Source organism: Butyrivibrio sp. WCD3002 (genome assembly GCF_000424265.1).
GTDB lineage: Bacteria > Bacillota > Clostridia > Lachnospirales > Lachnospiraceae > Butyrivibrio.
In genome coordinates this window covers 1-19,625 of record NZ_AUJO01000002.1, presented here as the reverse complement: position 1 = coordinate 19,625, position 19,625 = coordinate 1, and the positions used below count along the sequence as shown (strand labels likewise).

Genomic DNA, 19,625 nt, shown 5'->3' with positions numbered 1-19,625 from the left:
GTGATGTGTTTTATGAAATGGATTTCGGAGGACAATTAAGTAATGAAGGAAATACTTGGTAATAAGGTAAAAGGGATAGCAAGGGCTTTGTCACTGGCGCTTGCTTTTTCGATGATCATACCTGATGCTTCACCTGTAATGGCTGCTACATATAACGAGGCAGCAGAGGATAATAATGAAGCTGCCAGGGGTATAGCTACAGAGGATGAGTATAGTGAATATTTACCTACAGGTGATGCTGATACAGTAGACGTAGAGATAGCTGATGCTATAAGAATATCGCCTGAAGCTTTTGATGAATTAGAAGAAAGCGAACCTCAGCTGGTAACAAGAAATGGCTCATTCAGTACAGATGATTTTTATTATAAACAGCTTAATACAGTTGAGAAGGCATACTATGATGCATACCTGAAATTATCCAAGGCAAATAAAGGTGCGACTGAATACTTAGATGAAAATAATGCAGCTATTTACGGAGTTAAGGTTTATGAGGGATATGATGATGACTTTTATCATCACGTTCAGACGGTTCATTCTGCTCTTGCATATGATCATCCTGAAGAACTTGAGAGTGTTGTCTATAAATATAATGTTCAACCTTTTGTAACTGAAGTAAACAACAGAGACAAATACGTTTACTATGCATTTTTCACTCCTAAACAAACCTACACAGGAGCGCAGCTTGCGCAGATGGAGAACCAGCTCCAGAATGCTTTTGAAAGCTTCTACAGTAATTTGAATTTATCCGGAGATGATTTTAACAAAGAATTGATAATACATGATGCTCTTATGAAGACCATGACTTACAATGATGAAGCTGCGGATAGAAATATAAAAGGGCACGTGGCTCATACGGCCTATGGTGCGTTTGTTGATAATATGCCTGTTTGTGATGGCTATGCCAAGGCGTTCAAAATGCTTCTTAACAAAGCGGGAATTGAATGTCATGTAGTTGGCGGTTATGGTAATGGTGATTTGCATGCATGGAATGTTGTTAAGCTTGGAAATGATTATTACGATGTAGATGTTACATGGGATGACAGGGAAGAGGATCCTGAAAACAAATATTTCATGCTGCTTAGTCATGAATTTTTCAATCGTACCACGGCGGAATTTGAAGATCATAACTTTAATGATATTCCCAATTGGCATGGAACTTCTACACATTTTCGAGATGAAGAAATTATGGGGTATTTGACTGCCCCTGAAGGGAAAGGTAAAGCAAAGTCATTTAGAAATGTCAAGAAGGTATTTCCTGTTACCTTTGATGGTGTTGAAGATGATGTATATATATATCTTCCTTATGGTGATACCTGTACATATGAGGGAAAAATAATAGAAATTCCTACGGATGTAAGGCTGGATAATTATGAATTTGATGGCTGGTATACTGAGAAAACAGGTGGCAAGCTTGTAACTGAGGATACAGCTTTTGATACAGCACCAACTGTTTATGCCCGTTGGAAAGGGGCACAGATTACAGTAGGCCTCGTAAATGGTTATGACCATAATGCTCAGATGATAACAGTCAGATACCATGAAAAATACGGTGAACTGGCTGTACCTACAAGACCCGGCTATATTTTTGACGGTTGGTTTACAGATTACAGTTATAAAACTGAGATTACTGCAGATACAGTAGTTGAAAGAATTAATGGACACAGGCTATATGCAAAATGGGTTCCAATAGAAGTCACTGTAAAGCTTGATAATTGCTATGACGAGCAGTATCAGGAAATAAAAGTTCTGTTTGATGAGTACTATGATAATCTTCCTGATTTGGAGAGAACCGGTTTTACATTTGATGGCTGGTATTTTAATAAAGACTATAACGAAAAGGTTAAGTCAAACAGCATAGTTACTGACTATAATGATCACTGGCTGTATGCAAAGTGGATCCCCGAAGAAAATGAATCTACGGGAGAAAACCAGGGAGAAACAACTGAGGGAGAAACAACTGAGGGAGAAACGACTGAGGGAGAAACGCCCCAGGAGAATGAAGAGAATCATACCGTTAAAAAAGCAACCGTATATTTTCATTCGGATAACAGTTCAGTAGCTTTTCAGAGGGTAGAAATTGAGCAGGGAAAGACCATCAGTGATGCGATTGACCGGATAATAATGCCTTCAAGAGAAACTCATACGTTTAAAGGCTGGTATACCGGATACTACACTGAGGAGAAAGTTTCAGAGAATATAGTTATAGGTGATGTGGAAGAGCTGAATTTATATGCTCAGTGGACACCTAAGCCTCAGACGTTGACACTTTTTGCGAATGGTGGAAGCTTTAGTGATGATAGTTTTGTGAAGGTATTGAAGGAGCTATACGATACCAGAACAGATCTTTCATCCATCGAGAAACCTGTAAGAGACGGATATACCTTTAAGGGCTGGAGCGAGTATCCCGACAAAATATATTATTGCTATACTGCATATTTCTATAGAGACCAGTATCTTTATGCAGTCTGGGAAAAGAATGAGCAGCCCACCGAAGAGACTGAGAATATAGGAAAAGAACAGGAATCTGAGGGTACTGAGAACGCAGGAAAAGAGCAGGAATCTGAGGAAACTGAGAACGCAGGTAAAGAACAGAAATCTGAAGAGAAGGAAAATGTAAACAACGAGCAGTCTTCCAAAGAAAACGATACTCCTGCCCAGAATATTCCTGCAAAAAATGCTCCTGCAAAGGATGATGCTGTGCAGAATAATCCTTCAGAGAACACCTCTGAAGAGGTAGCGTTCCCTGAGGATGGCAAAATCGAAGTTGAAGGAAAAGAATACCAGCTTTCCGCTTCAGGAACGGCAGCAGTTCATGCTTCAACAAATAAAAATGCCAAAACTGTTTCCACAGGCGAAGTTGTAACATATGGAAGCGAATCTTATAAGGTTGTTGAGATTGAGAAGAATGCTTATAAGAATTGCAAGAAGCTGACCAGTGCCAATATCGGATCAAATATTGAAAAGATTGGCGCAAATGCATTTGCAGGCTGTAAGAACCTTAAGAAGATTACTATTGTGGGTAATAATCTCAAGGTTGTCGGCAAGGGCAGCTTTAAAGGAATAAAGAAGGCAGCAAAGATTACAATTATCTGTAAGGATAAGAAAACCTTTGACAGTTTGGTGAAGAAGCTGAAAAAAGCCGGCGCCGGAAAAGCAAAGTTCAAGTTTAAAAAGGGTTAAAGATAAACACCGGAATATGAGTTGATCAAAATCCGACTAATCAAATTTGATTGGTCGGATTTTTTTATAGAAAATTTGATGAACACTTTATAATTTTATGCAATGAATTATGCTAAAATGAGCTTAACACTTGTTCTGATTGGTGGCTATGCCCCGGAGAGGATAGCACTTCTATGATCCAGAAAAGATACGTTTTCCATGCTTTTGATGAACTAAAACCGATAGTAGAAGGAATTAAAGATTCTGAAGATTATATCAATGCTTCAGGTGTTCTTATGCAGCTTTATAATCCAAAGGTAGATGCGGATGATGAAAAGATAGTGGATTATATAATTGCCGGTTGCAGTAACGCATGTCTTATAGGAATGACTGCGTAATTGCAAGAGTTCCATCCGCTTACGGAGAGAATAACTCAATCCATTTTACATCGGATGTGATAAAGGGCGAAAAATTCAGGCTCTCTTACGGCAATGCCGATAATCTTCTGGCGGTAATAAGTAAGTCGGTTGAGGGAATGAAGAGCTTTAAACCGGAAGCGGTATTTTTGTTTGAATGTGGAAACAGAGTCAGGTTCCTTAAAGAGAGGGCTTCCTGTGAGACAAACAGTTATAAAGAGATTACTTCGGAGTTTTCAGTTGCCATAGGTTATGCAGAACTTTTCATGTCATCAACCGGTGACGGAGGTGCACTGAACAGTGCGATGGTGGCAGTGGGGCTTTCTGAGAATTCCGATATGGAAGATGAAATAAGAGCCTGTGTGAATCTTATAGAGGATGATGATCAAAATGATGAAAGAGATTATATTCCTTTTATAGATCGAATTCTTCATTTTCTTGAAAGAACTTCCACAGAGCTTGATGCGGTTAATAAAGAGCTTGGAAGAATTGCTTATACCGATCAGCTGACTAAGGTATATAACAGGTGGGAGCTAGAACACAAGATAAACGAGGTGCTGGATTTTTGTAATACAGATAACACTCCGGCATGTCTTATTTTTATGGATATAGATCATTTCAAACATGTAAATGATACCTATGGACATGACGTTGGAGACATGGTGCTAAGGGCATCTGTTGATGTTATCAGAGAAAATCTCGGACCAAGGCATGTTTTTGGCCGCTGGGGAGGGGAGGAATTTATCTATGTGCTTACGGATATGGAAATTAGTGAAGCTGCTGAGTTTGCTGAAAATCTTAGGAAGCAGATTGAAGAAAGTTATTTTGAAACCGTGAAGCATATCACCATGAGTTTTGGCGTTGGGCAGAATAAGCCGGGAGACAATCTTGAATCATTTGTTAAAAGAGCGGATGAGGCCCTTTACATTGCCAAGGAAAGTGGTAGAAACAGAGTAGTAAGGAGGGAATGATTGGCAACAATATAAAAAGAACTTTTTAAACATGAATAAATATTGTAACATTTATTTATGTTTCTTTATGAGGAGGATGAAAAAATGTTTTACTAATGATTCTAGAATTGGTAGTATGCTATTTTTTTACTGAAGTGGCTTCTTAAGAGGAAAACAGGGGGAGCCATTTTCAAAAAAGACGGTAGCAAGATTTCTTGGCTTTGGCGCACTTTCTGTTGTTGCAGCACTTGGATTTTCGATTGTAACCCCTATTGAAAGAGATATGTTTTTTGGCTTTAATCCTGTAGTGGCGGGATTTCTTACAGCCTTACTTACTGCGGCGCTGATGGAGGAAGTCGCTAAATATATCTTTTTCCGACTTGCACTATTAAAGAATACGGAGGCGAAGAGCTGGCATGATATGATCATCGCAGCAGTTCTCGTGGGTCTGGGCTTCACTGTTCTGGAAAATATCGAGTTTGCCGTAAGCGGCGGTGCGAATTGCCCTAATGCCCTGGAACTTGCTAAGGAACTCACTGATAAGCCTGTTATGCTGATCAACACTCACGGAGACGGAGTTAGTGGCCAATTTTGATTATTAAAACATGAGGAATTCAAATGAACACTTTTATAACTGAGATTTTTGAAACTCACAAAGATGAGATAATGCAGTATTTGTCTGAGAATCCAGGTGGCTTTTTGGCGACAATCCTAATAATTTTTTTGATTACAATTCTGCTTTTGGGGTTCTATTTCTTCATTGGCTGGGTATGCCTGAAAATCAGTAAAAAGATCTTTGCATCCATAGAAAAAAAGAAGGGCAAAAAGATACATATTCAGTTTGCCGAGAGCCTGGTCAAACTTGCCATTATTATCATATTTGTTGTAATTCCTCTTGGTGGAGACAAAATCGGGCATTCGCTACTGGGTAGTGCTGCAGTTTTGGCTGCTGTAGTAGGCTTCGCTGCGCAGGATGTAATAAAGGATATTCTCGCAGGTATTCAGATAAGCGTTTATAAGCCTTTTGATCTTGGGGACAGGATTGAGCTTCCGGATGGAACATCAGGTATAGTTGAAAGAATCACTATGCGTCATATAGAACTTCGATTGATAGATACAATTGTGCTGATGATTCCAAACAGTACCATAAATACTGAGACAATTAAGAATTACAGTTATGATTATGTTCCAAGATCCGTGCAGTTTAGTTTTCCTGTAGACTATAAATCTGACATAAAGAAAGCTAAGCAGGTAATTTTTGATGCTATAGAAGAGAGCCCATATTCTTATCCCGGTAAAAAGGCAAAAAACGGTGAGATGATATACGGACCTGTCTATTTCATAGCTATAGATGACAGCTCTCTTTGTATGAAAGTAACTGTGTATTTTAAGCCGGGTACAGCTACTGAGGTTATAAAGGACGACATAAATACAAGAGTATTCGAGGCTCTGACTGCTGCAGGCATCGAGATACCGTATCCATATACAAGTGTTGTAATGCAAAAATGAACCCCGTCCCCTGGACCAAAATCTGCAAAAGGAGAGTTATTATTGGACAAATTTCTTGAAAATGCAAAGAGTCTGTATGGTCTAAAAGAATATGAACTAAGTAGAGCCCCTGGCCACGAAGGTGGAAGGAATCAAATTTATATTTGCAAAAGAAACGGAATACCGGAATATGTTTTGCGCTTTTCAGTACTTGGCGACAGGAAAAGAGAAGAGTATCTGGCTGAGGCAGAGTTTGTTCATTATCTTGCAGAAGCAGGAGCTCCTGTGGCGGATGTGATTTCTTCTTTAAACCAAAATCTTGTTGAGTCTTTTTTTGAGGATGGAACAGAGTGCTTCGTAATGCTGTTTTCTTTTGCCCAAGGAATACTGATTTCAGATAATGGATACAGGTACAGAGAAGGGGCACCACTTGATGAGTACTTTTACAACACGGGTAAAACGCTTGGCGCAATTCACAGACTTTCGAAGGTATATAAGCCACTGAACAAAAGAACGGAGCTTTTTGATAAATACAATCAGGAGTATATCGAAGAATTGATACCTGATGAATATAAGGATCTCAAAATAGCGATCGGAGAGCGCCTGGAAGATTTTCACAAGCTTCCTGTGAACGAGAGCGTTTATGGACTTGTGCATTTTGATTTTAGTGATGGAAATTACCATATTGATATGAATACCGGTGACATCACGGTATTTGATTTTGATAACTGTATGTATTGCTGGTACATGTTTGACCTGGCTAATCTTTGGATTCACGGAACCGGATGGTTTCAAAATGAACCGGATCCCAGAAAACGCATGGATGGGATGAAAGGCTATTTTGATACAGTACTTGCAGGATACAGGAGTGAGACTGATATTTCCGACGATGAGCTTTCTCAGCTACAGCTGTTCATTGACATGGTACTTATCGAAAACATAGTTGACGAATTTGAGTGCTGTGCACGTGAAGGAGAAGAGCTTGATCCTGAGGATATCGAAGATGCCGCGGAATGCCTGATAAAGCATATACCATATTTTTGAGGGGCCATCGTGAACTGTATAGTGATCGCTTTAGAAAGATGAATCTGTGTGACTGATGGAGGTGAAAACTATGACTATAGGAGCTCAGATATTAGATGTTATTTTCAAGAATCCCGGAATTACTGCTCCGGAGATAACTGCCCTTTTCGATAAGAATTCGCATCATATTTATAATGAGCTTTACAATCTCGAGCTTACTCATAAGGTTACTGTGGATAGAAATTATACACCACAAAGGTATTACCCCATTGGTGTCAGTACAGATAATATCGGGACAAAAGAGATTAAAGAAGTTTCAGAGTATGTCAGCGAGTTTGATGAGATAATACGTGAAGTGACGAGAGCTGCCGGTAAGCCAATAGAATCTGGATATGAGATCATCGATCGTGGAATGCCACATACACCTAAGAGTCTTGGAAAAGGCAAAATGGGTATATACACATTTAACTATAATGGTGAATTTTTGAAGATAGGAGAAGCGGGGCCTAGTAGTAATGCAAGGTTTGAAAGCCAGCATTATTTACCGAAAAGCTCCAACAGCAATCTGTCGAAATCTATTTTGAAAGATAGTGAAATGCAGGGGCTCGGCATTAACGAATTAAATGTTGGGGACTGGATTAAGAAGAACACAAGAAGAATCGATATTCTTCTTGATGCTTCGCTTGGCATTTTTGCTCTGAATCTTTTGGAAGCGGCATTACATTACAAATACGAACCAAGATATGAAGGTTTTAAAAACCAAAGATAATGATTAGATTAAGCAGCTCTAATAGATCTTTGAATATTGAGATATGAAATGAACAATGACCATGAGAAGTACATGAAAGATGCTACGAACTGAAAAGATAAGAATACGTACTTTCTCTCAAAAGAATGGAGGAAAAGAATTGTAATGCAGCGGGTAATAGATAAATTTGCAAGCATAAAGAAAATTCGAGGTGCAAGTTCTGTAGATTTGCACCTTTTTTTGCCCCCTTTGCCGGATAATACATGCTATAATATGCCCTAATATGCTAATGAGATCATATCAGGAAAAACAAGAAAACGCAGAAATAGAGGTAAAAAGAGCAATGATTAGAATACTATTTGTTTGCCACGGCAGGATTTAATGCCAAATCGAGGAATAGCGGAAATAAGCCATTTGTGGGCGGAGTGGTATCTGATTTACACCCCGTTTACACCTTTTGAAGGTGAGCCACCCGATGAATGATGAGAGCACTCTGTGTGATGCAGGGTGCTTTTTCTTAGGTTAGTAGCAAATAAAGTAGCAAATAAGGTAGCAAATAAGGTAGCAAAAAGAGAACAGATATGATGCGAAGTAAAAACAAAAGTGTCGGTTTATATTACAACAATGTCGTATTGAAGATCCTTAGCAATCAATTCGGAATCTAATACGATTTGACTATTTTAGATAAACTATTTAATTATATCATCAATTGCTTAATTGCATCATTTTTGCAAATTTGATGCAATTAGCGTTGATAATGAGTATAATGAGTGTTATTATTTAAATGCATCATTATATCCGCTTATGAGTAAATTGATGTATAAATGAGGATATTAAAATGAGAAATTTTGATTACAGTAAAAAGTGGGAAAAACTACTGACACCGGAAATAGTGGCACTGCTTACGCAGATCCATGAGTATAAAGGTGAGCAGTCACTTTTTATAGAAGCGAAGGCAGATTCGCTGACGCAACTTGTTGAGATTGCGAAGATTCAGAGTACCGAAGCATCCAACAAGATTGAAGGTATCTATACTTCCGATGCGAGACTGAAAGCACTAGTTAAAGATAAGACTACGCCTAAGACGAGAAACGAGCGCGAAATAGCCGGATACAGGGATGTACTTAATACAATCCATGAGAGTCATGATTATATTTCGATAAGACCAAATATGATCCTACAGCTTCATAGAGATCTTTATAAATTTGAAGGTTATGATATCGGCGGAAAGTATAAAGCGGCGGATAATATCATTGAGGAAGAAGACGAACAGGGCAACAAATTTGTGAGATTCAGACCGGTTCCTGCCTGGGAAACGCCTGAGGCAATCGAGAATCTTTGTAATGAATTTGACAAAGCTCTCGGAACCGGAACAATAGATCCACTGCTTTTGATACCGATGTTTATATTGGATTTCCTTTGCATCCATCCGTTTAATGACGGCAACGGAAGAATGAGCAGACTGCTTACGTTGCTGATGTTATACAGAGCCGGATACATCGTTGGTAAGTATATCAGTATAGAACATCTGATAGAAAAGACTAAGACATCATATTATGAGTGCCTGCAGGAAAGCTCCCTTAACTGGCATGAGGAAGAGAACAATTACGTTCCGTTTGTTCAGTATACGCTCGGTGTTGTTGTTGCTGCATACAGAGATTTCTCTGACAGGGTAGAGACTTTAGTTACCAGTGGTCTTTCAAAGCCGGAGCGTGTGGCTGAACTGATTAAAAATACTTACGGCGAAATCACGAAGTCGCAGATTATGGAGAAATGCCCTGACATAAGCCGCATAACTGTTGAAAGGGCACTGTCAGAACTTCTGTCATCGGAAAGCATAATAAAGATTGGTGGCGGTAGATATACAAAATACGTTTGGAACAGAGATAAGGAATAAAGGAGAACGATAATGACCGGAGAACTTGGTAATAAGATTGATAGTTTGTGGGAAATCTTTTGGAACGGAGGAATCACCAATCCGCTCGATGTTGTTGAGCAGATGACATACCTCATGTTCATAAAGGATCTGGATGATACAGATAACCTCCGGGCAAAGGAAGCTGCCATGCTTGGGCTTTCTTACAAGAGCATATTTGCAGATGAAGTTGAGATCGGAGACCGTAAGGTTGATGGTAATCAGCTTAAGTGGTCTACCTTCCACGACTTCCCGGCACAGAGAATGTATTCAGTTGTCCAGGAATGGGTATTCCCTTTTATAAAGAATCTTCACGGAGACAAGAACTCAGCCTATAGCAAATACATGGATGACGCAATCTTTAAGGTAAACACTCCTTTGATGCTCTCCAAGATTGTTGACGCTATGGATGAAATATATTCCATGATGGAAGAACTTCACCAGACCGATATCCGTGGTGATGTATATGAGTACCTCCTTTCTAAGATTGCTCAGTCCGGTGTTAACGGTCAGTTCAGAACTCCGAGACATATCATCCGTATGATAGTGGAGATGATGGATCCGAAGCCGACAGACTTTATCTGCGACCCAGCTTGCGGAACTTCAGGATTCCTTGTTACCAGCGGTGACTACTTAAGAGAAAAATATAAGAAGGAAGTCCTTCTTGATAAACAGAACAGAAATCATTTCATGAATGACATGTTCCACGGATATGATATGGACAGAACAATGCTACGTATCGGTGCCATGAATATGATGACCCACGGCGTTGAGAATCCGTTTATCGAGTATCGTGACAGCTTGTCTGACCAGAACCCTGATAAGGATATGTATTCCCTTATTTTGGCGAATCCGCCGTTTAAGGGAAACCTTGATGCGGATACTATATCAACAGACCTTCAGAAGGTCTGCAAGACCAAGAAAACAGAACTTTTATTCCTGGCATTGTTTGTGAGAATGCTTAAGATTGGCGGAAGATGCGCTTGTATCGTTCCTGATGGAGTGCTCTTTGGATCTTCCAATGCACATAAGGCTATAAGAAAGGAAATTGTAGAAAATCAGCGACTTGAAGCGGTAATCTCTATGCCCTCCGGTGTGTTTAAGCCATATGCCGGCGTTTCGACCGGAATACTAATCTTTACTAAGACTGGTCATGGTGGAACAGATGATGTGTGGTTTTATGATATGACAGCGGATGGGTTTAGCCTTGATGATAAGCGGACTGAAATTAAGGATAATGATATTCAGGATATTATCAGCCGCTTCAAGAATCTAGAGGCTGAAAAAAACAGAAAACGTACGGATAAATCCTTCATGGTATCCAAGAAAGAGATTGCAGATAACGACTACGATCTCTCTATCAACAAGTATAAGGAAGTTGAGTATGTTGCGATAGAATATCCTCCGACATCAGAGATTATGGCAAATATCAGAGAAATCGAGAAGCAGATCAGTCAGGAAATGGATGAGCTGGAAAAACTGCTGGCGCAGTGACGCAATTAGTTGAAATATGTAAACGGTTGAAGGCGTGACAAGTTGTCACGGGTTTTAGACCAATTTCCTGAGGTCGGGAAATTGGTGGAACTATGCCGGAAGATTTACCAACACCGAAGAAAGTATACAGCAAATCGAGAAAGAACATATAGAACGACTAAAGAAGAAGGTAAAGGTCGGAAAACTTATGTTGGATGAGAGAGGTTTAAAGTAGCAAAGTGAGAACAAAAAAGGAGAATTATGAATTATAACAACTATCCATATAGTATTTTTAATCAGAGTTCGTTACTAAATTATGGACAACAGAATAATAGCAGTTTACAACAACATCAAGCAGAACAACAAAAGAATATCTTAGAGATGAGAAAGGCTATAAGGGATTATTGTGAAGCTGCTCGAAAGGTATCGCCGGAGTATCAGCAAATGGCGATAGATCAATGCTTGCAAGAGATAGTGATTCAAGCTAGTAAAATATAATTGGAAGGTAAAACAGTATTATGACTTTAGTAAGCAGAATTTTTGCAGCATAAAGGAAAGGCAAACCTCAAATTGAGATTTGTAGGGATGATATGGTTAAAGAAAAGCTAAGTAATCTTTATGATATTGGCTCTAGTAAAAGAGTTTTTCAATCTGAATGGAGGGAAGAAGGAGTACCTTTTTATAGAGCAAGGGAAATAGCCCGATTATCAGAGGATGGTTATGTAGATAACGAGTTATTTATCGATGAAGATTTGTATGAAGAATATACAGAAAGATATGGTAAGCCACAACCAGGTGATGTGATGGTAACTGGTGTTGGTACTTTGGGTGTTTGTTACGTAGTAAAACCAGGAGATGAGTTCTATTTCAAAGATGGAAATATCTTATGGTTTAAACAAAAGGCTCCAGATAGGATATTGCCTGAATACCTTGTAAAGGCATTTGACTCAAAAGAAGTAAAGGATTTTATATCCAAAAATTCTAGTGGAACAACAGTGGGAACATTTACTATTCAGACTGCTAATAAGATGGAGATATCTTTGCCACCACTGGACCAGCAAAAAGAAATAATAGAGCGTATTTCTAAACTGGAGGTAATAATTAAGAAAAGACAACTTGAGCTAGAGATGCTTGATGAACTCATCAAAGCCCGATTTGTCGAGATGTTTGGCGATCCGAGAATAAATCCATTTGGATATGATACTGAAGAAATAGGAAAAACATGCAAAGTAATTACAGGAAACACACCATCTAGAAAAGTTTCCGAGTACTACGGGGATTACATGGAATGGATAAAAACCGACAATATTGTTTCAGGAGTGTTAAATCCAACTAAAGCCGCAGAATGCTTATCAGAATCCGGTGCGGAAGAAGGTAGAATTGTGGATGAAAATTCCATACTAATGGCTTGCATTGCAGGAAGTATTGCCAGCATTGGAAGAGTTTGTGTGACTGACAGAAGGGTTGCTTTTAATCAGCAAATCAATGCCATTGTTCCTGAACAATATAACACTTTATTCCTATATACTTTGCTTCAGATTTCCAAAGATTATTTGGTAGAGGATATCAATATGGCATTAAAAGGAATTTTGTCTAAGTCAAAATTGGAGGAAAAGGTTTTTATAGTGCCGTCAATGGAACTCCAAGATCAGTTTGCTGAATTTATTGAACAAGTCGACACATCAAAAGTTGCCGTGCAGAAGGCGTTGGATGAAACGCAGACACTTTTTGATAGTCTGATGCAGGAATATTTTGGATAGGAGAAAGATTATGAACTGGGATGCAATAACGGGAATAGGAACAATCGGAGCTACTTGTGTTGGAATCATTGGAATATGGTTAAATTTGTATGAAAATACAAAGAAGTTGCTAATTAAGGCAGAGTATGCACCTCGATTTGTTATATATGCAACTAATGACTCTATGCGGACTGTGATTATAACTAAAATAGTGTTTAGCATTGATACTCATGTCTTTTATGTGGATATCCGTGATGGATTGCAGGAACTCCGTATACAACCAAGCGGAGTGGATAGAATTACCTTTAATGGAAGCAGTGTAGTACAGTCTTATCATAAGGCTGGAATGGAAAAGCTGTGCAATCCGGCTGATAAGATAGATATTACCATTCATGATAATTATAAAAGAAAATACAAGATAAGAACTGATTTGACTATAGGGATGTTTGAAAGTGATTTGTAAATGAGGTTTGTTTATGACTATCACAGCATACATGATACTTGGCGATATAAATAGTTGCTTGAGATGTTACGAAAACTGCACTCAAATGGCATGAAAACTTCATTGTTAATCTTTAGGTAAGGCTTTATCATATTATCAAAAAACAAGGAGGAAAGGCCATGAATGATTATAAGATTTCAGTTGAAATTGAGCCAACGGATGCGTACAGAAAGGCTAAAAGCGATATGCTAAAGGCAATAGAGTCAATACGACTGCTTGCTCCTGTTCAGCAACAAAAGTTGGCGGGAGAATTACTTGGCACTGTCGGCTTTGCAAACTTTTGTCAATTACTTGACCGGTATTTTAGACGGTGAATATAATAGCGAACCTGATTAATTTGAATGCCCAATAGGGAGCTTTTTTATGGAATACATTTTAAAACTATTTGACGTAGATATAATTAAATTTAAAATCATTGAGAACTTGTCTGATCCTGTGTTACAGATTACATGGATAAATGAAAAGAAAAAGCATCTGCTTCCTTTAGGCATGGAACTAAGCGACAAAGGCATTGCTTCTTGGCTGAAGAACAGGACTATTCCCAAAAACCGAGCCTATGTTAATGCCTTCCTTGCAAAGTGTGGTCTTAATGCCAACAGGCCTATGGATGTAATCTCAGTTTGCAGAGGTTTATCCTTAAATGATTCATACTGGGTAGTGGAAGAAGGATTTGCAGGAACATTTGGAGATAATAATCTCTATGAGAATAATTTCAGCCGTGTGCTTGCCATGATTGCTTTTACCGGATATGGGAGCAGTGCCAGATCTTCATTGGCATCTTCGCCGGAGTTTACAACAAACGGAATGCTTCCAAAATGTTGGAGAAGAATTAGCGGGAAAGTTTATCTTTATAAAGGAGCTACATCGGGAGCATCCAATACGGGAAATGAGCCGTATTCGGAATTATATGCATATGAGATAGGGACAGCCTTGGGTATGAATGTTGTTCCTTACAAGGTTTCAAAATGGAAGAAGCAATTGTGCTCTGCATGTGAATTATTTACGAGTAAAGATATAGCTTTTGTTCCTATAGGTCGGGTAGTAAAAACAGGTGGGATGAGGGCAGTACGAGAGTATTATGAGAATCTTGGATCTGAATATGTAGATGCACTTAACGATATGATAGTGTTAGATGCAGTGATCTACAATACTGACAGGCACTTTGGCAATTTCGGAGTGCTTGTTGATAGTAAAACAAATAAGATAATAGCTCCGGCACCACTGTTTGACCATGGAAATTCCCTGTTTAATCTAGCAGGAGAAGAAAACTGGGCAGATGAGAAACTACTTAAGGAATATGCCGAGACATTACTTCCTTGTGTATATGAAGATTATATGGAAGAGGCAAAAAAGGTAATGGACAGCAGATTAAAAGAAAAATTGAGAAAGATGTTAACATATAACCTACAAAAAGTAGGTGCATATAATTATTCATCGGATAGATTAAAACTAATCAGTAAAATGGTACAGGAAAGAGTACATGAGATTCTGAACTGAAAGGAGGCATAGGGCATGACCGCTCGAAAGCCTGCGGCTTTTTCGCTGTGTGGCTGTCGCCACACAGCCCGCTGATCCGATTAAAGCAGTCCATTGCAAGCAAGCTTGCATGTCCTGCTTCAACCGTCTCCGCGGTCATGTGTTTCTCGTAGCTATGACAAATTTCGATTATCTTAAAAAGGAGCCGAAATTCAACACATTTTCTGATGTGGCAATAGCGGCTGAAAAAATATTATATATAGACCCTACCTCCTGCATCATCAACTGCCGGAGGGCGATGGAGTTTGCGATAAAGTGGATGTATTCGGTTGACGCATCACTTACCATGCCGTATCAGGATAATCTGATAAGTCTTATGAGCACAGAGGAATTCAGAGATATCATCGATGAAGACCTTATGAAGCGTATGGATTTCATCCGTAAGATGGGTAACAATGCGGCTCACTCCGGCAAGAAGATTACAGAAGATCAGGCGATACTCTGCCTTGAGAACCTTCAGATTTTCTTAGATTTCGTATGCTACTGCTATGCTGATGAATACGAAGAGCATAGTTTTGACAAGTCTTTGCTCAAAAAAGACGAAAACGAACAGGTTAAAAAGGATTTCCCTGACGTTGATATTGAGAAGCTCATTGAAGAGAATTCAGCGTTAAAGAAAGAACTGACATCCCGCCGCGAAGAGCAGGCCGAGACCTATGTTCCGAAGCCTCTGGATCTTTCCGAGTATAAAACACGAAAGATTTATATTGATGCCATGCTTATGGATGCCGGTTGGAAAGAAGGCTCCGACTGGATCAATGAAGTAGAACTCCCGGGAATGCCAAATAAATCCGAAGTCGGCTATGCGGATTATGTTCTTTATGACAATACTCATAAGCCGCTTGCTGTTATAGAAGCAAAGAGAACCTGCGTCGATGTATCTAAAGGACGTCAGCAGGCAAAGCTTTATGCGGATCTTTTGGAGAAACAGTATAAGAGAAGACCGTGTGTTTTTCTAACAAATGGTTTTGAAACAAGAATTATAGATGGACAGTATCCGGAGAGAAAGGTTGCCTGCATATACTCCAAGGCAGACCTTGAAAAGATGTTCAATCTTAGAAGGATGCGGACATCCCTTGATCATATAAATGTAGATAAGAAGATTGCCGGTCGCTATTATCAGGAAGCTGCAATTAAAGCAGTATGTGACAGCTTCGATAAGAAGAACCGTAGAAAAGCCCTTCTTGTCATGGCAACTGGTTCCGGTAAGACAAGAACTGTAATCGAACTGTGCCATGTACTTCTTGATGCAGGATGGATTAAGAATATCCTTTTCCTTGCGGACAGGACATCGCTTGTAACTCAGGCAAAGAGGGCGTTTGTAAACAACTATTCATCCCTTTCGGTGACAAACCTTTGTGAAGAGAAGGATAACTATAATGCTCACTGCGTTTTCTCTACGTATCAGACTATGATGAACTGCATTGATTCTGTAAAGGTTGAGGATCAGAAACTATTTACCAGTGGCCATTTTGACCTTGTAATATGCGACGAGGCACACAGGTCTATCTATAACAAATACAGAGACATCTTTACATACTTTGATGCTCCACTGGTAGGTCTTACGGCTACACCTAAGGATGATATCGATAAGAATACATATGAGATATTTGAATTGGAACCCGGCGTTCCGACTTACGGTTATGAGCTTGGACAGGCTGTAACCGATGGATATCTTGTGGATTTCTTGTCTGTAGAGACAAAGCTTAAGTTCATAGAGCAAGGAATCGTGTACGCAGATCTTTCTGAGGAAGATAAAGCAATTTATGAAAGTACTTTTGAGATGGAAGACGGAGATGTTCCAGAAGCTATAAGTTCATCAGCACTTAACTCATGGATTTTTAACGAAGATACCATTCGTCAGGTTCTTCATACCGTTATGACAGAGGGGATCAAGATAGATTATGGTCAGAAGCTTGGAAAGACTATTATCTTTGCAAAGAATCATGATCATGCCGAAAAAATCCTTGAAATCTTCAATAAGGACTACCCACATTTGAACGGGTTTGCTCAGGTAATCGATAATAGGATCAACTATGCTCAGACTCTTATTGATGAGTTCTCTGAGCCTAATAAGCTGCCTCAGATTGCGATATCCGTTGATATGATGGATACCGGTATCGATGTACCGGAGGTATTGAACCTTGTCTTCTTTAAGAAGGTAATGAGCTATGCTAAGTTTTGGCAGATGATCGGACGCGGTACTAGACTATGTCCGGGACTTATTGATGGAGAAGACAAGAGCAAGTTTTACATTTTTGATTTCTGCGGTAACTTTGAGTTCTTCCGCATGAGCAAGGGAAAACCTACTGCTAATATGATTGCGCTTCAGGGAGCAATCTTTAACTTACAGTTCGAGATTACATATAAGCTACAGGATCTGGAATATCAGGTGGACAGGCTTATAGCATATCGTAATGCCTTGGTAGAAATGATGACCGGTAAGGTGCAGGAACTTCCGCGTGAAAATTTTGCGGTAAGGCAGCACCTGAAATATGTTGATTTGTATTCAAATGAGGTGAATTATCAGACTCTGACGTATGAAGATACTTTGATAGTACGTGAAGAACTTGCGCCTCTGATTCTTCCGAACGATGACGAAGCAAGTGCGGTACGTTTCGATGCACTTATGTATGGAATAGAGCTTGCATACCTTGTGGGCAAGAAATACGGAAAAGCTCGAAGCGATTTGTTTAAGCGTGTCAGGGGTATCGCCAGCGTTGCAAACATACCGGAAATAAAGGTACAGGCAGAACTTATCGATAAGATACTTCATACGGATTACATCGATAACTGCGGCATTAATGAGTTTGAGGAAATCAGAGAAAAACTTCGTAATCTTATGAAGTATATTCCTCATACCAAACTTCGTTATGATACAAACTTTGAGGATGATATTCTTGATGTCACATGGAACGAGTCGGAGCTTGAAAATGATGATCTGAAGAATTACAAGGCAAAAGCGGAATACTATATCCGTGAGCATCAGGATAATGAGGCAATCAAGAAACTTAAGTCCAACATACCGTTATCCCACGATGATATTGAAGCATTGGAAAAAGTTCTCTGGTCTGAGCTTGGCACAAAGGAAGAATATGAGCAGGAGTACGGTTCTAAGCCTTTGGGTGAGCTCGTGCGTGAGATCGTTGGCCTTGATATGAATGCAGCTAAAGCGGCGTTTTCAGAGTACTTGGAAGGCACTTATCTTGACAGCCGGCAGATATACTTTGTGAACCAGATTGTCGAGTATATTGTTCACAATGGCATGATGAAAGATCTGTCCGTGCTTCAGGAATCGCCTTTTACTGATCAGGGAAGCGTAGTTGAGTTATTTACAGATCTAAATGTCTGGATGGGAATCCGGAAAGCTATTGAAAGCATAAATGATAACGCGATAGCAGCGTAAGAAGGTGTATGTAATTGGGTAATGTGAATACTATACAAAGTAAAATCATGCAGCTGGAAGGTGGAGCTTTTCAGTCGTTGTTTGATGAGTATCTTTATAAAAAATATAAATTTACAAATATTCAAACTTTAGGCGTGCAGACTGCGACTAATAAGCCGACAAAGGGAACTCCGGATGCGTATGTGTTGACGGAAGATGGGAAGTATATACTGATTAACTACGGAAGCGTAAGCTCTCAGCCCGCAGATAAAATACGGGCTGATATTTTGTCATGCTTCAATACTGCCAAATTATCATTAGAGAAAGATAAAATCAAAAAGATTATCTGTGGACACTGTTCAACAAATATACATATAGAACAATTTAATAGCATTATGGAGCTTTTAGAGGGGGTTGAAATAGAGCTTATTGGAATTGATACACTTTCTCATGATTTGGCATTAATATATCCGCACATAGCCAAGAATCAGCTAGGTGTAGAGATTGATACAAATCAGTTTTTTGATATTGAGGATTTTGTCAAAGTTTATGATGCAAATGGTATCAATGCACCGATTGATTGCAATTTCCTGCATCGAAAAGAAGAAATAGATGCTACATGTAAGAGCATCAGCAATAATACAGTTACAGTTTTGACAGGACCGTCTGGAATAGGGAAAACCAGATTGGCGATTGAAGCATGCCGTGCACAGGATGACAAAGAATATAAGGTTTTTTGCGTTCGAAGCAATGGTAATTTTTTGTATGAAGATATAAAGTTTTATATCGATGATCCTGGGAAATACGTGATATTTCTTGATGATGCCAATATGGTAGTCAGCTTGGATAATGTTTTACAAACTCTTTTGACGCTTCCTGATGGGTATGAAATTAAAATACTGATCACTGTACGTGATTATGCTCGCGAACGAGTGATTTCTACAGTATCAAAGTATTCTACTCCAGAAGTAATAGAGATAGGAAGACTCACTGATGAAGAGATTAAGGACATTTTGAAAACAGATTTGGGAATTCTTAATCCTGAATATTTGAAAAAAATATCAGAGATAGCTAATGGTAATGCAAGACTGGCGTTCTTGGTAGGCATCAGATCTGTTGAAGAAGGATTTAAGGCTATTCGCAATGCTGAAGATATATTTAGAAACTATTATGGTCGTATCTTAAGTGATGCTGAATTAACTGATATGTAATGACCTCCTGTCAAGAGAAAACTTACAGGGAGTCACCACAAACTTATTTAATTGTTACTAAAGACATCCGGAAAGAGCCT

The 19,625-nt window shown here is 39.1% G+C and carries 15 protein-coding genes and 1 pseudogene; all 16 read left to right on the top strand.

The window, feature by feature from the left end; all coding sequences use genetic code 11:
- Positions 1–42: 42 nt before the first annotated feature.
- The 16 genes and pseudogenes from G608_RS0103625 (at position 43) to G608_RS0103545 (ending at position 19,545) form a co-directional block, all read left to right on the top strand.
- Positions 43–3,180, top strand: coding sequence for an InlB B-repeat-containing protein (locus G608_RS0103625; RefSeq protein ID WP_026494881.1), 3,138 nt, complete (start codon positions 43–45; stop codon positions 3,178–3,180).
- A gap of 173 nt (positions 3,181–3,353) precedes the next feature.
- On the top strand, positions 3,354–3,557 hold the full coding sequence (locus G608_RS0103620) for a hypothetical protein (protein WP_026494880.1): 204 nt from the start codon (positions 3,354–3,356) through the stop codon (positions 3,555–3,557).
- Positions 3,533–4,546 carry a diguanylate cyclase gene (locus G608_RS22165; RefSeq protein WP_051208792.1) on the top strand — a complete coding sequence of 338 codons (1,014 nt, stop codon included), beginning with the start codon at positions 3,533–3,535 and terminating at the stop codon, positions 4,544–4,546. The genes G608_RS0103620 and G608_RS22165 overlap by 25 nt, the downstream gene beginning before the upstream one ends.
- A 187-nt stretch (positions 4,547–4,733) precedes the next feature.
- Positions 4,734–5,120, top strand: a pseudogene (locus tag G608_RS0103610) (PrsW family glutamic-type intramembrane protease); the annotation flags it as partial.
- Positions 5,121–5,143: 23 nt separating this feature from the next.
- Positions 5,144–6,034, top strand: a complete 891-nt coding sequence (locus G608_RS0103605; RefSeq protein ID WP_026494878.1) for a mechanosensitive ion channel family protein — start codon at positions 5,144–5,146, stop codon at positions 6,032–6,034.
- Positions 6,035–6,076: 42 nt separating this feature from the next.
- Positions 6,077–7,057, top strand: a complete 981-nt coding sequence (locus G608_RS19750) for a phosphotransferase enzyme family protein (RefSeq protein ID WP_081677284.1) — start codon at positions 6,077–6,079, stop codon at positions 7,055–7,057.
- 70 nt (positions 7,058–7,127) lie between these two features.
- Entirely contained in the window at positions 7,128–7,805 is a 678-nt protein-coding gene (locus tag G608_RS19745) for a hypothetical protein (protein WP_051208790.1), read from the top strand.
- An 817-nt stretch (positions 7,806–8,622) separates the two neighbouring features.
- Entirely contained in the window at positions 8,623–9,681 is a 1,059-nt protein-coding gene (locus G608_RS0103590) for a Fic family protein (protein WP_026494877.1), read from the top strand.
- A 12-nt stretch (positions 9,682–9,693) separates the two neighbouring features.
- Positions 9,694–11,193 (top strand): class I SAM-dependent DNA methyltransferase, encoded by a 1,500-nt coding sequence (locus G608_RS0103585; protein ID WP_330366870.1) that lies wholly within the window; start codon positions 9,694–9,696, stop codon positions 11,191–11,193.
- A gap of 240 nt (positions 11,194–11,433) precedes the next feature.
- Entirely contained in the window at positions 11,434–11,670 is a 237-nt protein-coding gene (locus tag G608_RS23525; RefSeq protein WP_026494875.1) for a hypothetical protein, read from the top strand.
- A 92-nt stretch (positions 11,671–11,762) separates the two neighbouring features.
- Entirely contained in the window at positions 11,763–12,932 is a 1,170-nt protein-coding gene (locus G608_RS22160) for a restriction endonuclease subunit S (protein WP_051208788.1), read from the top strand.
- Positions 12,933–12,942: 10 nt separating this feature from the next.
- On the top strand, positions 12,943–13,374 hold the full coding sequence (locus tag G608_RS0103565) for a hypothetical protein (protein WP_026494874.1): 432 nt from the start codon (positions 12,943–12,945) through the stop codon (positions 13,372–13,374).
- A 158-nt stretch (positions 13,375–13,532) separates the two neighbouring features.
- On the top strand, positions 13,533–13,727 hold the full coding sequence (locus tag G608_RS0103560) for a hypothetical protein (protein WP_026494873.1): 195 nt from the start codon (positions 13,533–13,535) through the stop codon (positions 13,725–13,727).
- A 49-nt stretch (positions 13,728–13,776) separates the two neighbouring features.
- Positions 13,777–14,910 (top strand): protein kinase, encoded by a 1,134-nt coding sequence (locus G608_RS0103555; RefSeq protein ID WP_026494872.1) that lies wholly within the window; start codon positions 13,777–13,779, stop codon positions 14,908–14,910.
- Positions 14,911–15,064: 154 nt separating this feature from the next.
- On the top strand, positions 15,065–18,355 hold the full coding sequence (locus G608_RS0103550) for a DEAD/DEAH box helicase family protein (RefSeq protein ID WP_026494871.1): 3,291 nt from the start codon (positions 15,065–15,067) through the stop codon (positions 18,353–18,355).
- A 23-nt stretch (positions 18,356–18,378) separates the two neighbouring features.
- Complete coding sequence (locus G608_RS0103545) at positions 18,379–19,545, top strand: hypothetical protein (RefSeq protein ID WP_330366889.1); 1,167 nt, start codon at positions 18,379–18,381, stop codon at positions 19,543–19,545.
- Positions 19,546–19,625 lie beyond the last annotated feature (80 nt).